The 14,511-nt window shown below is 48.3% G+C and carries 12 protein-coding genes and 1 pseudogene; 9 read left to right on the top strand and 4 right to left on the bottom strand.

Translation table 11 applies throughout. The features are described from left to right. A pseudogene (locus ACTCCX_RS09980) lies at positions 1 to 445 on the bottom strand (LTA synthase family protein); the annotation flags it as partial. A gap of 260 nt (positions 446 to 705) precedes the next feature. Between ACTCCX_RS09980 and ACTCCX_RS09975 the strand changes: the two are divergent. Both ACTCCX_RS09975 and ACTCCX_RS09970 read left to right on the top strand, forming a co-directional pair. Further along, positions 706 to 1,359, top strand: coding sequence for a VanZ family protein (locus ACTCCX_RS09975; protein WP_463275846.1), 654 nt, complete (start codon positions 706 to 708; stop codon positions 1,357 to 1,359). After that, on the top strand, positions 1,356 to 2,540 hold the full coding sequence (locus ACTCCX_RS09970) for a class I SAM-dependent rRNA methyltransferase (RefSeq protein WP_463275845.1): 1,185 nt from the start codon (positions 1,356 to 1,358) through the stop codon (positions 2,538 to 2,540). Before ACTCCX_RS09975 ends, ACTCCX_RS09970 begins: the two co-directional genes overlap by 4 nt. Positions 2,541 to 2,601: 61 nt before the next feature. On the opposite strand, the gene ACTCCX_RS09965 is transcribed toward ACTCCX_RS09970, so the two are convergent. Next, complete coding sequence (locus ACTCCX_RS09965; RefSeq protein ID WP_463275849.1) at positions 2,602 to 3,870, bottom strand: BaiN/RdsA family NAD(P)/FAD-dependent oxidoreductase; 1,269 nt, start codon at positions 3,868 to 3,870, stop codon at positions 2,602 to 2,604. 36 nt (positions 3,871 to 3,906) lie between these two features. Next, the gene (locus ACTCCX_RS09960) at positions 3,907 to 4,050 is read right to left on the bottom strand and encodes a hypothetical protein (RefSeq protein ID WP_463275844.1); all 144 of its coding nucleotides are present in this window, start codon (positions 4,048 to 4,050) and stop codon (positions 3,907 to 3,909) included. Between the two features lie 163 nt (positions 4,051 to 4,213). Between ACTCCX_RS09960 and ACTCCX_RS09955 the strand changes: the two genes are divergently transcribed. The 3 genes from ACTCCX_RS09955 to ACTCCX_RS09945 all read left to right on the top strand — a co-directional run bounded on the left by ACTCCX_RS09955 (position 4,214) and on the right by ACTCCX_RS09945 (position 9,506). Further along, the gene (locus tag ACTCCX_RS09955; protein WP_463275843.1) at positions 4,214 to 4,747 is read left to right on the top strand and encodes a nitroreductase family protein; all 534 of its coding nucleotides are present in this window, start codon (positions 4,214 to 4,216) and stop codon (positions 4,745 to 4,747) included. Between the two features lie 217 nt (positions 4,748 to 4,964). Further along, positions 4,965 to 5,666 (top strand): ABC transporter ATP-binding protein, encoded by a 702-nt coding sequence (locus ACTCCX_RS09950; RefSeq protein ID WP_463275842.1) that lies wholly within the window; start codon positions 4,965 to 4,967, stop codon positions 5,664 to 5,666. A 12-nt stretch (positions 5,667 to 5,678) separates the two neighbouring features. Beyond that, positions 5,679 to 9,506, top strand: coding sequence for an FtsX-like permease family protein (locus ACTCCX_RS09945; protein ID WP_463275841.1), 3,828 nt, complete (start codon positions 5,679 to 5,681; stop codon positions 9,504 to 9,506). A 61-nt stretch (positions 9,507 to 9,567) separates the two neighbouring features. Here ACTCCX_RS09945 and ACTCCX_RS09940 read toward each other — a convergent pair whose 3' ends face one another. Then, a complete protein-coding gene (locus ACTCCX_RS09940; RefSeq protein WP_463275840.1) occupies positions 9,568 to 10,074 on the bottom strand; it encodes an FUSC family protein in 507 nt (168 codons plus the stop codon). Positions 10,075 to 10,477: 403 nt separating this feature from the next. Between ACTCCX_RS09940 and ACTCCX_RS09935 the strand changes: the two genes are divergently transcribed. The 4 genes from ACTCCX_RS09935 to ACTCCX_RS09920 all read left to right on the top strand — a co-directional run bounded on the left by ACTCCX_RS09935 (position 10,478) and on the right by ACTCCX_RS09920 (position 14,490). After that, positions 10,478 to 11,626, top strand: coding sequence for an ABC transporter substrate-binding protein (locus tag ACTCCX_RS09935; RefSeq protein WP_463275839.1), 1,149 nt, complete (start codon positions 10,478 to 10,480; stop codon positions 11,624 to 11,626). Between the two features lie 216 nt (positions 11,627 to 11,842). Then, on the top strand, positions 11,843 to 12,721 hold the full coding sequence (locus ACTCCX_RS09930) for a branched-chain amino acid ABC transporter permease (protein ID WP_463275838.1): 879 nt from the start codon (positions 11,843 to 11,845) through the stop codon (positions 12,719 to 12,721). Between the two features lie 9 nt (positions 12,722 to 12,730). Then, entirely contained in the window at positions 12,731 to 13,717 is a 987-nt protein-coding gene (locus ACTCCX_RS09925; protein ID WP_463275848.1) for a branched-chain amino acid ABC transporter permease, read from the top strand. After that, positions 13,717 to 14,490 (top strand): ABC transporter ATP-binding protein, encoded by a 774-nt coding sequence (locus tag ACTCCX_RS09920; protein WP_086985595.1) that lies wholly within the window; start codon positions 13,717 to 13,719, stop codon positions 14,488 to 14,490. The genes ACTCCX_RS09925 and ACTCCX_RS09920 overlap by 1 nt, the downstream gene beginning before the upstream one ends. The last annotated feature ends 21 nt before the right edge of the window (positions 14,491 to 14,511 follow it).

The raw sequence follows: 14,511 nt of genomic DNA, 5'->3' as shown, positions 1-14,511 counted from the left end.
TTTTGCTGACGAATTTCTTATAGACGTAGACGAGGACGAAAGCATCGATCCAATAGAACAGGTCGATTGGCTGCATCATGGCGATGACGCCGGAACCCAGGTTTTTGGTTGCGTTGGCAGAACCGAAAATGGTCTTGATCGTCAAGAAATCCGTAAATTCCCGGTAGTAGACGATGTTTGCAAACAAAAGGGTCGAATTCAGCAGGTACAGGGCGATCAGACTTCTATAGCCTTTTTTAGGATTTTTGACGAATAGCGAAATCCCCAGTATCAATAAAGTCGTGGCAAGCGGGTTGATGAAGAGAATCAGCTGTTGAAACCAACCGTCAACACCTAAGGAAAAGGCTGTGTGGTAAGCGAAATAGGTCTTCAGCCAAAAGAGGACGACCGCGAACAGGAAAAATCCGAATCGCGTTTGCAACCGTTCAGTTAATTTTTGTTTCAAAAAAGAGACCTCCTATGATATCTTTGGAACACATGTAAATTTCATGTGAATTTTTTGGGCAATATGTGTTGTTTGTGAATTTTATGTAAAATGAGCTAGTGTCATTATATTCTGAATGCTTTTGATAGTCAATTGAAGCCCCGTAAAGATTTTCCTAAGTTTTTCTCAAGAACGGTTGCTTTTTTCAGGATTTTTAGAGAAAATGGGTCTTTCAATGTATCTGATCAAAGGGACAAAACTGACAAAGGTGAGCATAGATTATGATATTTTTACAAGGGCCGTATGAGTGGGTGGCTGCTTCTCTGGAATCATCCGTCAATCATTTTCCGCTCATACAATTAGTTTTCACCAGCTTGGACAAGACCATTCTGTATTATTTGATTTGGTTGGTCTTTAGGGCAGGCTATCTGCTTAACAGACACCGTAAGACGGGGAAAAAAATCCCCTTATATAAGGAAGGATTGCTGCATGCTTTGTTTATCTACATCGTTTTGCTGCTTCAACTGACGGTTTTCCGCAACGACGAGACATTCTGGACAGTAGAGTATCATAAAATCGATTGGTCTGCGATCCATTGGCTGCCGCTGGTGGATACGGTCAAACTCTTTTATGGGGATTCTGGGTTTTCGGCTTGGTATAATTCATGGGGGAACGTTGTCTGGTTTATGCCGCTTGGGTACATGGGACCTTACCAGTTCAGGAAAAAATGCAGTTTCCTCAAAGTGACGGCAATCGGCTTTCTTTTTTCTTGCATGATCGAGTTTCTCCAACTGATTTTTCAGACGGGCGTGACGCATATCGATGATGTCTTTTTCAATACGTTAGGAGCCGCAATCGGCTACGGCATCTGGATCTCATCAAAAAAACACAGTAGTGCAAAACGGATAATTGACTATAAAGGAAGTAAACAATGAAAAAAATTACAATTACGCAAATAAGCGAAAAAAAAATCAAGGCAGGGAATCCTCTGCTGCAGATGGAAGATTTCCCGAACGAGCTCATCTTTTCTGAAGGTGAAATCGTCGAGCTGGTCGATTCCCGCCACGCATTTGTCGCAAAAGCTTATCTGGCGAAACAGAACAAAGGTGTCGGTTGGGTGTTTTCGTTGAATACCGCGGATAGTTTCAATGAGACGTTCTTCAACAACAAATTCGAAAAAGCAAAACGTAAGCGTACGGTTCTTCAATCGGATCCTGAAACGACTACCTATCGGCTTTTCAATGCCGAGGGGGACGGCATCCCCGGTGTCACCATCGATCATTATGACGGCTTTGCGGTGATTTCTTGGTACAGCGAAGGGATTTTTCGCTATCAAGCCGCCATTACAGCTGCATTTCAAGCGGTCTTCCCGGAAACGAAAGGGATCTATGAAAAATTCCGTTACCAACGAAAAGATGGCTTGATCAGCCGCTTCGTCACAGGTGAGGAAGCCCCGACGCCACTGATTGTGAAGGAGAACGGCATCAACTATGCGACGTATCTGGACGATGGACTGATGACAGGCATTTTCCTGGATCAGCGCGATGTACGCGGTGCTCTGACGGACCGGTATGCGGTGGGTAAACGGGTCCTGAACACGTTCAGCTACACGGGTGCTTTCTCGGTGGCCGCAGCCATGGGCGGGGCAGTCGAAACGACGAGTGTCGATGTTGCGAACCGCTCGTTGGAACGGACCAAAGAACAATTCGCTGTCAACAACCTGGATGACGAGAAGCAAAAAATCTATGTAATGGATGTCTTCGATTTCATCCGCTATGCGATCCGCAAGGAGTTGCAGTATGACGTGACCATCATCGATCCGCCGAGCTTTGCCCGCACCAAGAAGCGCACTTTCTCGGTAACAAAGGATTACACGCAACTGTTGGAGGAGCTGATCCAGATCACCGCACCGGATGGTACGCTGATTGTTTCTTCAAATGCCGCCAACTATAAGGAAAAGAACTTCAAACAGGATATCGCCCAAGCCTTCAAGAATAGCCGCTGCGGTTACCGCATACTCGAAACATTCCATCTGCCGAGCGATTTCGCTGTTCCGGCAGGCAGCAAGACCAGCGATTATCTGAAAGTCTTCATCATCCGAAAATTGGCGAAATAAAAAAGAGAACGGAGCTTACTCACAACGAGGTGGCTCCGTTCTTTTTGCGTATGGATACTTTTTATTCGTCCAGCTGCGCAGCGGCATGCTGGCCGGCAGTGTGTCCTGTAACAAAGGCGCCGGTAATGTTATAGCCGCCTGTGTAGCCGTTGTAGTCGATCAGTTCTCCGCAGAAATAGAGGCCCCGCGTCAACTTGCTTTCCATCGTCTTCGGATTGATTTCCTTCGTGGAGACCCCTCCTCCGGTCACAAAGGCTTTATCCAAAGGATGCGTTCCGTTCACTTCGAAGGAGAAATTTTTACAGAAGTCGGCGAAAGCTTTGATTTCCTTCGGCGTCAATTCCTTAAGGGACTTCTGTGGATCGATTGCCGATTGGCTGCAGCCGAAGAGCAGATAGCGCTCCGGCATCAGATCTTTCCAGCCATTTTTGATGCTCTTTTCCGGTTGGGCCTTGATGAGTTTCTGCAGTTGCTGTTCGACAGCGCCCAACGAAAGCTCAGGAAGGACATCCAAGGACATCGTGACGGTCTCGGTTTTATCGCGCTTCATTGTCTGATGCACAAACATCGAACAACGCAAAGCGGCGGGACCGGACACTCCGAAGTGGGTGAAGATCATGTCCATCTGGTGGGACACGACCGTTTTACCTTTTTTATTTTTGATGCTGAGGGCAACATTGCGCAAGGACAGCCCCTTCAGTTCGCTTGAACGGATGAACTCCGCATCGGAAGTGATCGGTGCTTCGGTAGGGTACAGCTCCGTGATGGTGTGTCCAGCCGCTTTGGCGAACTTGTAGCCGTCGCCCTTGGATCCAGTGCGCGGCAGCGCCTTGCCTCCGGTCGCCAGGATGATTCGGTCGGCCGGCAGGATTTCGCCGTCTTCCAGAAGGACACCCGTTACCTGTCCGTTTTCGATCAGGATTCGTTCTACTTTGATGTTGGTTCGGATCTGGACGTTCAGCCGTTTCAGTTCCTCGATAAAGGCTTCCAGGATGGTCCTGGCTTTGTCCGTGACAGGGAACATCCGGCCGTGATCCTCTTCCTTCAGTGCGATCCCGCGTTCGATAAAGAAGGTCATGATGTCATATTGGCTGAATTGGGTAAAGCTGCTGTGCAGGAATTTTCCGTTTCCGGGAATATGCCGGATGATTTCCTCTTCGGGACGGTTGTTGGTGACGTTGCAGCGTCCTCCGCCGGTCAACAGCAATTTTTTCCCGAGACTTGGATTTTGTTCGAGGAGCGTTACTTCAGCCCCTGCTTCGGCAGCCGTACAAGCCGCCATCAGACCGCTCGAACCTCCACCGACAATAATGATGCGTGTTTTCATAATGTATAAATTCTCCGTTCTTTTGCTGCACTTACTTTATCACAGATATGTCCATCTGAAAACGGCTTTCTTCCCAGAATGATCGCAAAAAAACAAGCTTTCCTTCATTAAATATTCAAAAATCACGACTATACTGAGTTCATACCCAAAGATAAGCGTTCTTTTTTCATCTTCTGTACCCACAGAAGAAACCCTCCCTCTTGAACGGAAACGGGGCTTTGACTGCTGCACAGCTAAGCAGCGGTCATACAGAATCATTTTTCTGTAAGTCTTGATTTCCGTTCTTTTTTTGTGACTGAAAGAGTATACTGGCAATAGAGAGAAGTTTTTTTTGGGAAGCGAGGAAATGGAAATGGATTTTACGAAAGTAATGCATACAAGACAAACAACACGCAGTTTCCAGAAGTTTGAACTATCGCAAGGGCAAATCGAACTCATGCTGCAGGCTGGGCAAAATGCGCCGATCAGCCGCGGCCGATTTGAGGATTACCATATCACGGTCATTAAAAACCCGGAAATATTGGCAGCGATTACATCGGCGGCGAAGGAAGTGACAGGCAATTCGGACCAAGACCCCCTGTACGGGGCTCCTGCATTTTTTGTTGTTTCCGTCAAGGAACCGGCTAAACCAGGCAGCATCGCCAGTGCAGCCGCAATCGTGGAAAACATGCACTTACAGGCAACCGCAGAACTGTTGGGCAGTTGTTTCGTGATGGGACTCATGATGAACGGCACGTTGGATGCTGAAGGGATCCGCGATAAAATCCAGATTCCGGAAGGCTTCACTCCTGTCGCAGGAATGTTGGCGGGCTATCCGCACGGCTATCTGCATGACAGACCAGGCACGTTGGACAAAATAGCCAGCAACATCGTGGAGTAGTATGGGTTAGGCACTCAAACGACCTAAGGAGAAACTTCTGGTTTCCCGGGTCGTTTTTTGTATACTTGTTTGCGGCGTGTTATCTCAAGCAGGAAGGAACCGATTGCATTTCTCCGTGCTTTTGTTTACGATAGAAGTGTTCTGACAGATAACTATATTGCGGAAAATTTTTGTTTGAATGACTCAAAATACAAATCAAGAAATGAAGGGATACATAATGGCGTACATTTCTTTAAAGAATGTCAGCAAATTCTATCAGATGGGCGAGACCCGGATCACTGCCAACGACAAGATCAGCTTCGACATCAACGAAGGGGAATTTGTGGTGATATTGGGGCCGAGTGGAGCCGGGAAATCCACCGTTCTGAACATTCTCGGCGGAATGGATGATGCCGATGAAGGCCACATCAGCATCGATGGGGTGGACATCTCTCAGTTCACTTCAAAAGCTTTGACTACTTACAGAAGGCGGGATGTCGGTTTCGTCTTTCAGTTCTATAACTTGGTCCCTAACCTGACAGCGAAGGAGAATGTCGAGCTCGCCTCGCAGATTTCCCCGCATGCCCGCGATGCGGCTGAGGTCATGCGTGAAGTTGGCTTAGGTGAACGCATGGATAATTTTCCGGCTCAGCTCTCGGGAGGAGAACAGCAACGTGTCGCCATCGCTCGTGCTTTGGCGAAACAGCCCAAGCTGCTGCTCTGCGACGAGCCGACAGGGGCACTGGATTACGAAACCGGCAAACAGGTCCTCAAATTACTGCAGGATACGTGCCTCGAAACCGGAACGACAGTCATCGTCATCACGCATAACCAAGCCATAGCAGCCATGGCAAACCGGATCATCGAAATCAACAATGCCAAAGTAAGGGCAATCCATGAAAACCCGAATCCCAAACCCGTATCAGAAATTGAATGGTAGGAGGGGGAGACGATGAAGAAGAAGGCTCTATGGAAAGACATTTGGATTGAAATAGGCAAAAGTAAGGCGCGCTTTCTCGCGTTATTGGCCATCATCACCTTGGGGGTGGCCTTCTTTGCCGGCATCAAAGCGGCAGGACCGGATATGTTGGATACCGCCAATCAGTATTATGAAGAAAATAACCTGTACGACCTGAAGGTGTTGTCCACTTACGGATTGGAGGATGAGGACGTCGCGATTTTGGAGGAAACGGTCGATTTGAGTGTCCATCCGATGCGAACCGTGGATATCGAAATGGAAGGCAGTGACTTTCTCGTAAAAGTTTTCCCATTGCAAAGTGGTGCGGATCCGGTAAATGCATACGCGCTAGTCGAAGGCAGATTGCCGCAAACTAGCGGAGAAATTGCCTTGGATGCGAAACAGAACCTGTTTGATACCTATCGGATCGGGGATACGATCACTTTCCGTCAGGAATCCGAAGAGGACTTTAGTGAGGAGGAAAGAGAAAAGCGTATTTCTTTGAAAGAACAGGAATATACGGTCGTCGGCTTCGTGGATTCGCCGATGTACATCGAAACGATCATGCGTGGCTCCACCAACGTCGGGAAAGGCAGTCTGGATGCTTTTGTCGTCGTGCCTGACTCGGACCTGCTCGGCAGCATCTACACGGAGGCTTACCTGACGATTGCTCCCGAACAGGCGGAAACCGGCTACACAGACAGCTATGATGATCAGGTGGACAGCCTGGCAGATGAAGTGGAGCTTGCTTTGAACGGGAGACCGTTGGAGCGCATCAACGAAATCCGTGCTGAAGGGCAGCGGAAGATCAAGGATGCAGAAGATGAACTGCAGGAAGGGAAGGACAAGCTCGCAGAAGCCGAGCAGGAACTTCAGGATGCCCGACAACAATTAGATGATGGCACAGCAGCCTATGAGGAAAATCGTCAGTTGTTTCTGGATGAAATCGCAGCAGCCGAGAACACCTTAACGGCCAGTCAAGCCGAAATCGACGCTGGCATGGCCGAATATCGCGAAGGTTTGGCGACCTATCTCGAAAACAAAGCGCTCTACGATGATGCGAAAGCTGCCTGGGAAGCGCAGAAAGCATCGCTGCAAGGGCAGACCGGTCCGGAAGCTTCGTCGCTGGATTCCTTGGACGCGCTGCTGGCGATCCTGCCCGATACACCGGAAGGCAATGAAATCGCTGATTTGGCCCAAGCATTGTTGGACGGGCAAGCCGAAGTTGAAGCAACCAAAGCTGCTCTGGAGGCAGAAGGAGCGGAATTGCAGGAAAGGGCAACTGCTTTAGTGGCAAAAGGCGAACTACTTTTGGCGGAGCAGACGAGTCTGGAAATGGACGCAGCAACCTATCAGAACGACCTGTCCATTCTCACTGCTGACATGACAGCTTTCCAAACGGAAAAAGCAACCATGCAAGCGGAATTTTCCATGAGGCAAGCCGCTATCGATGCCGAAAGGGAAGTTTTGGCTGGATTGGATCCGGAGACGGACCCGAGCGTGGCGGAACGTCTGGCGGCATTGACCGATCTGCAAATAACTTTGGATGCAGAGCAGGCTGCCTTGGCGCAAGCCGAAGCGGACTTGGCTATCCGACAAAGTGCTTTGGAGCAACAAGGCGCCGACCTGGAGACCCGGCAAGCCGCCTTAATCGCCGCAGCTGCGTCCTTCGAGGCGGAACGGGCCAGTGAAGAGGCCGCTCTGTTGGAAGAACAGCGTCTCTTGGAGGAAGCAGGTATCGAACTGGCTGCTAAAGGTGAAGAGTTGCTGGAGCAGCAACAACTACTGGAAGAAAAGATTGCTGCATTCATGGCCGATACCGAAGCCCAGATCGCAGCCGCGGATGCCCAATTCGCCGAACAAGGGACTGCTTTGGAGAACGGCCGATTGGGATTGGCAGCTGCGCTCACGCAACTGGAGGATGGTCAGGCGCAGATCAACAACGGCTGGACTGAATTGGAAAGTCAACGCAATACTGGAGAACAGGCCCTTGCGGAAGCTTGGCAGGAAATCCAGCAGGGTGAAGCTGACTATCAGGAGGGGGTGGCCACCTTCACAGCTGAACGCGCTGATGCAGAAATCGAGCTGGCCGATGGGCAACGACAGATTGAAGAAGCGAAACAAGCTTTGGAAGAGCTGATCGAACCGGTCTACTACGTGACCGACCGATCAGGCAATCCCGGCTATCAGGAATACCGGGATAACGCCGACCGCATCTCCGCAATCGCAGAAATTTTTCCGGTATTTTTCTTCCTGATTGCGGCCTTGGTGAGCTTCACGACGATGGCCCGGATGGTGGATGAACAGCGCCAACAGATGGGAACGCTGAAAGGCCTCGGTTACAGTGATTTCGACATCGCCAAAAAATATTTGATTTATGCGGCGATCGCCTGCATCGTGGGAACCTCACTCGGTTTGGTGGCTGGTTACAACATTTTCCCTGCGGTCATCTTTGATGCTTACGGATCGATGTACAGTTTGCCATCCGTAAAGATCACTTATTACGTATCCTATGCACTGATTTCCATTGGAATCGCGTTGCTGTGCACCATCGGACCTGCAGCCTGGGCAGCCCATTCGTCGCTCCGGGAAAATCCGGCTGCGATGATGCGGCCGAAAGCACCAAAAAATGGCAAACGTGTACTTTTGGAACGAGTGACGTTCATTTGGGATCGCCTGAGCTTCAATTCTAAGATCACGGTTCGGAACCTGTTGCGCTACAAAGCGCGCAATATGATGACGATACTGGGTGTTGCCGGCTGTACAGCCTTGATTCTGACCGGATATGGCATCAAAAATTCCATTTCCGGATTGGCGGATACACAATTCAATGATGTGATGCGCTACAATGCAATCACGGCGATGCGTCCGGAAGCAAGCGAAGAAGAAATCGCCTCCTACGATGAACTGATCGCTGCGACACCTGAAATAACCGCTCATCTCAAAGTTGTCCAGGAGAGCTACAAACTGGATAAAAAAGGAGTAAACCTGCAGAACGTTACGGTTTTTGCTCCGCTTGAGACCGAAAACCTGGATGATTTTGTCAGCCTCCGCGACCGGAAAACGCAAGAGCCGATCGCTCTGACGGATGAGGGTGCCGTCATCTCGGAAAAATTGGCGAATTTGGCTGGCGTCGGACCGGGGGACAGCATCGAAATCCGCAATGATGAAATGCAGACCTATCAGGTTCCGATCCAAGCTGTCACTGAGAATTACGTCAACCATTATGTTTACTTGACGCCATCCCTTTACGAAGAAATTTTCATCCAATCAGCGGAACCGACAACCGATCTATTGCTGTTCGATGAACCGGAAAGTTGGGAGCGGAGTTTCGGATCCGAAGCGATGGGAGAAAAAGCAGTTGCCTTGGTGACATTCATCAATTCAGTCGATCGCAGCTTCGCCGAGACCTTGGGTAGCCTCGACATTGTCACGCTGGTACTGATTGTGTCGGCAGCGGCCCTGGCTTTTGTCGTCCTGTACAGTCTGACGAACATCAACGTATCGGAGCGGATCAGGGAGTTGTCGACCATCAAAGTTTTGGGATTCTATGATGTGGAAGTGAGCATGTATATCTACCGGGAGTCGCTGATTTTGACCTTATTGGGAATTTTGTCCGGCTTTGTTCTCGGGAAAATATTGAGCACAGTAGTCCTCAAAATGGTGGAAATCGACTTCATGATGTTCCCTCCAACCATCATGCCAATCAGCTACCTGTATTCAGGCCTGTTGTCGCTGTTGTTCTCGAGCGTCGTCATGTTGATCATGCACCGCAAACTGAAACAGGTGGACATGATCGAAGCGCTCAAATCAGTCGAATAGAACGAAAATAAAACGCGCAAGCTGCCAATGGATGGCGGCTTGCGCGTTTTTCTGCAGATACTCAGGTTTCGGCTGGCGTTTGGGGGGCACCGGGCAAAAGGTAGTTGATTCCGATGGCGATGGAAGTGCCGATGAATGTGTCCAGTACCCTTTGGATGGCGTAGGTGATCTTTTCGGTATCATCTATATTGTAGAAAACAACTAGGAAGGTCGCGGTTGCACCGACGATAGCCGTTGACAGGTCCAAGATGTTGCAGACCGTGATCAGGATGATGACAGCGATGATCGTTCCGAAGAAATCCACAGAAAAATCCAGTCCCAGAAAATCTTTGACAGCAATCAAGCTGACCCCCAAGATACCGGCAACCGTATTGCCACCGACACGACGGATACCGTGATGGAGTGATTGCGAACAATCTTCACGCAACGCAAAGACAGCGGCCAAACCGGCCAACATAGGAGAACCCCTGTCCAAAAGTTTGAACAGCAGTACACAAAAACCGACAGCAACGCCGGATTTGATCGTACGCATGCCTACACGGAACTTCTCCTTATCCAAATGCAACATTATAAGTACGGCACTTCCTTTCAAAATGAAATAATATCTCAATCATAAGCATTTTTGGATTTTTATCAAGTCATTTTCGCATTATTGTGCAAATAATACATGCCCATTTGCGGTGTTGTTCAGAGTGACCTTCCGGAAAATGAGAATAATTGAGCGGCTATTTTTGGACGGAAAATGTCCTTTTCAGGCAAGCCATTTCATCTGATTTGTTGCAACAGCGCCTTTCTGGAGTGGGGTAAAAAAAGAACATTCGCTTTTTGCCAAAAAAGACCAAATTTAGGTTGCTTAAATTGTCAGAATATTCTATACTAATGACATTAAATTTTAAGGAGAAGGATGAGGGCCTTTTCTTTGGAATTGCAACGAATTATTAACATATAGTGAGACGGGGAGGATTATTTAGATGAAAAAGAAATTTTTGATGGGCTTAGCATCAGTATTCGTACTTGCAGCTTGCGGCAATGGTGCGACAACAGAAGAGAGCGATACAATCAAATTGGGTGGTAACTTCGAATTATCAGGTGGTGCGAGCGCATACGGCACACTGATGAACGAAGGGATCAAAATGGCCGTGGCAGAACAGAATGCTGCAGATGGTTTGTTGGGTAAAGAGATTGAATACGTATCTTACGATAATAAATCTGAGCCTTCAGAATCCACATCGGTTGCGACTCGTTTGGCTACCGAAGACAATGTTGTCGCAATTCTTGGACCTGCTACAACAGGCGCAGCAAATGCACAATCTCCAGCCGTGACAAGAGCAACAGTACCCGCAATTCTTCCGGCTGCTACAGGAGATGGCGTAACGATGGATGGCGATTCCGTTTTGGAATACGTATTCCGCGTATGTTTCCAAGATTCTTTCCAAGGTAAAGCTTTGGCTGAATTCGCTCAAACAGATCTACAAGCTACAAAAGCTGTCATCTTAGTGGACAACTCGACTGACTACGCAATCGGCTTGGCTGATGCGTTCAAAGAAACATTCACTGGAGAAATCGTTGCGGAAGAAAACTTTACAGCCGGCGATACAGACTTTAAAGCAATCCTGACGAACATTCAGCAAATGGATTACGATGTCATCTTCTTGCCTGGATACTATGAAGAAGGTGGATTGATCATCAAGCAAGCCCGCGAAATGGGCATCGTTCAACCGATCCTAGGACCGGATGGCTTCGCTAACTCAACATTGGTTGAATTGGCAGGTGCCGACAATGTGGATAATGTGTTCTACGCCAGCCACTTCACTCCGAACAGCGAAGACCCTAAAGTACAGGACTTCTTGGCTGCTTTTGAAGCAGAGTACGGCAAACCTGCAGATTCATTCGCAGCTTTGGCTTACGATGCTGCACAATTAGTATTCGATGCAATCGCGACTGCTGACAGCACAGATCCTCAAGCAATTACAGATGCTTTAGCAGAAACTAAAGATTTCGAAGGCGTAACGGGAACATTCTCATTTGATGAGAACCACAACCCTATCAAATCCGCTTTCGTTATTGAATTGCAAGATGGTGTAGAAGTCGGCAACTCTGTTGTGGAACCAGCTGAATAAAAAGAGGCTGATGCACACGATTGCGGCATTGAAACCTGAATAGACCGTTTGATTCTAAAGTAACACAATGAGGTGCTGGCAGAATTTGCTTAGCACCTTTATTTATGTTGGAAAAGTATTTCCCTCATCGTGCGTTAATAATAGTAAACTATAAGCGAACAATACAGTATAATGAAAGAAAGATTTCTGTACAACAGAAGAAAAGAGAGGTGTAAAATGGAAAATTTAGTTCAACAACTGATAAACGGTATATCGTTGGGAAGTATCTACGCCTTGATTGCGCTGGGGTACACGATGGTATACGGGGTCATCAAATTAATAAACTTTGCCCACGGGGACATTTATATGGTGGGCGCGTACCTTGGCTATGCTTTGATTCAAAATGTTGGCCTCGGCCTTTTCCCATCCATCCTGATTTCAATGATTTTCTGTGCCATTTTAGGGGTAGTCATCGAGAAGGTAGCCTACAAACCATTACGGGGCGCAACAAGGGTCGCAACGCTGATCACAGCTATCGGGGTTTCTTATTTATTGCAAAATGTCATGATTTACCTTATGGGGCCGCAAGTGAAGGCTTTCCCGACAGCATTGGTAGTCCGGAATTGGACGTTCGGCGGCGTGACCATCAACTCGCAGCAGATTCTTATTTTCCTGACGACGGTTATTCTGATGATTGCTTTGCAGGTCATCGTGAAATATACGAAGATGGGGAAAGCCATGCGGGCGGTCAGCACAGATCCTGAAGCAGCACAATTGATGGGGATCAATGTGGACAACGTCATTTCCTTTACGTTCGTCCTGGGCTCTTCCTTAGCGGGAGCTGCAGGCGTATTGGTCGGGATCTATTACAACTCGATTTCGCCTTTGATGGGTGTGACACCCGGACTGAAAGCCTTCGTTGCCGCAGTGTTCGGCGGCATCGGCATCATTCCTGGGGCAATGGTCGGCGGTTACGTCATTGGGGTCATCGAAACATTGGTCAGCGCTTATGGCGGATCGATGTTCAAAGATGCAGTCGTGTATCTGATTCTGATCATCATCCTGATTGTTAAACCTTCCGGAATCTTCGGGAAGAATACAAAAGAGAAAGTGTAGGTGATAAAAATGAAACAATTGAACAAAACAAATCTAGGTTGGCTCATTCTTATCGCTGTGATGGCTGTCATCCTGTTCGTAGGCGTCAGCACAAACGTCATTTCTCCCTTCTATCAAATTACGCTAGTGACGATTCTGATCAACATCATTCTGGCAATCGGATTGAATTTGGTTATCGGCTTTTCCGGGCAATTTTCATTGGGACATGCCGGGTTTATGGCAATCGGTGCATACAGTGGAGCCGTTATTGGAGACATGATGGAAGGATTGGCCGGCTTCTTTGTCGGTTTGCTGGTGGGCATGATCATTTCCATCATCGTTGCCTTGATCGTCGGGATTCCGACGCTCCGTCTGAAAGGTGACTACTTGGCGATTGCGACCTTAGGAGTTGCGGAAATCATCCGTATCCTGATCCTGAACATGGGTGAATTGACCAACGGCGCCCGCGGTATCAGCGGTATCTCTTTCCCATTCGAATCAAATTTGAGCTTCATCCTGATCCTGTTTCTTATCGTAATCATAACCAGCGTCATCACCATCAACTACATCCACAGCAGCCCGGGACGGGCGACCATCGCTATCCGTGAAGATGAGATTGCGGCAGAGTCGATGGGTGTCAACGCAACGACATACAAAGTCATCGCCTTCATGATTGGTGCGGCTACCGCCAGCATCGCAGGTTCTTTGTATGGCACTTACTTCAGCGTCATCACACCTGGCGATTTCACTTTTCAGAAATCGATCGATGTGCTGATCATCGTCGTATTCGGCGGTATCGGCAGCGTAACCGGCACTGTCGTCGCAGCCATTGTGCTGGGTGTCCTGAACACATATCTGCAATCGTTCGGTGAGCTGCGGATGATTTTCTACGCAATCGCAATCATCGCCATCATGGTATTCCGTCCAGGCGGACTGTTAGGCAACCGTGAATTTACGATGTCCGGCTTGCTGAAGCGCTTTGCAAAAAAAGATTCTGCTAAGAAGGAGGTCCAATAATGAGCCTATTGGAAGTAAAAGAATTGACGAAAAACTTCGGCGGCTTGGCCGCGGTTTCCAATGTCGATTTTACGATCGAAGAAAATGAATTGGTTGGTCTGATCGGTCCCAACGGCGCTGGCAAAACGACCTTCTTCAACTTGCTGACGGGCGTTTACGTTCCGACAGAAGGTACGATCGAATTGGAAATCGACAACAAAAAAGTGCTGTTGAACGGAAAAGCACCTTACAAAATCACTGATCTCGGCTTGGCGCGTACATTCCAGAACATCCGTCTCTTCAAGGAATTGACGGTCATCGACAATGTGCTGATCGCGATGCACAGCACGATGGGTGAGAATACGTTCCACAGCCTGTTGCGCACACCGACTTACTACCGCAAGGAAGCCGAAATGCGTGAAAAAGCACTGGAACTGTTGGCCATTTTTGAATTGGAAAAGAAATATGATGTTCTGGCGAAAAATCTCCCCTACGGTGAGCAACGTCGTTTGGAAATCGTCCGTGCTTTGGCGACGAATCCGAAGATCCTCTTTTTGGATGAGCCCGCAGCCGGAATGAATCCGCAAGAGACTGCGGAATTGACCGCGTTGATCCGCAAAATACAGAAAGATTTCAAAATCACCGTCGTTTTGATCGAGCATGATATGTCCTTGGTCATGAATGTGTGCGAAAGAATCTATGTGTTGGAATACGGCCGTCTGCTTGCCAAAGGAACACCGGAAGAAATCCAAAAAAATCCAGCCGTAATCAAGGCTTATCTAGGAGGCGACTAACGTGCTGAAAGTAAAAAATCT

The organism is Trichococcus sp. (assembly GCF_055118575.1).
Note: the sequence above shows the minus strand (reverse complement) of the source record. Positions and strands in the feature narration are given on the sequence as shown.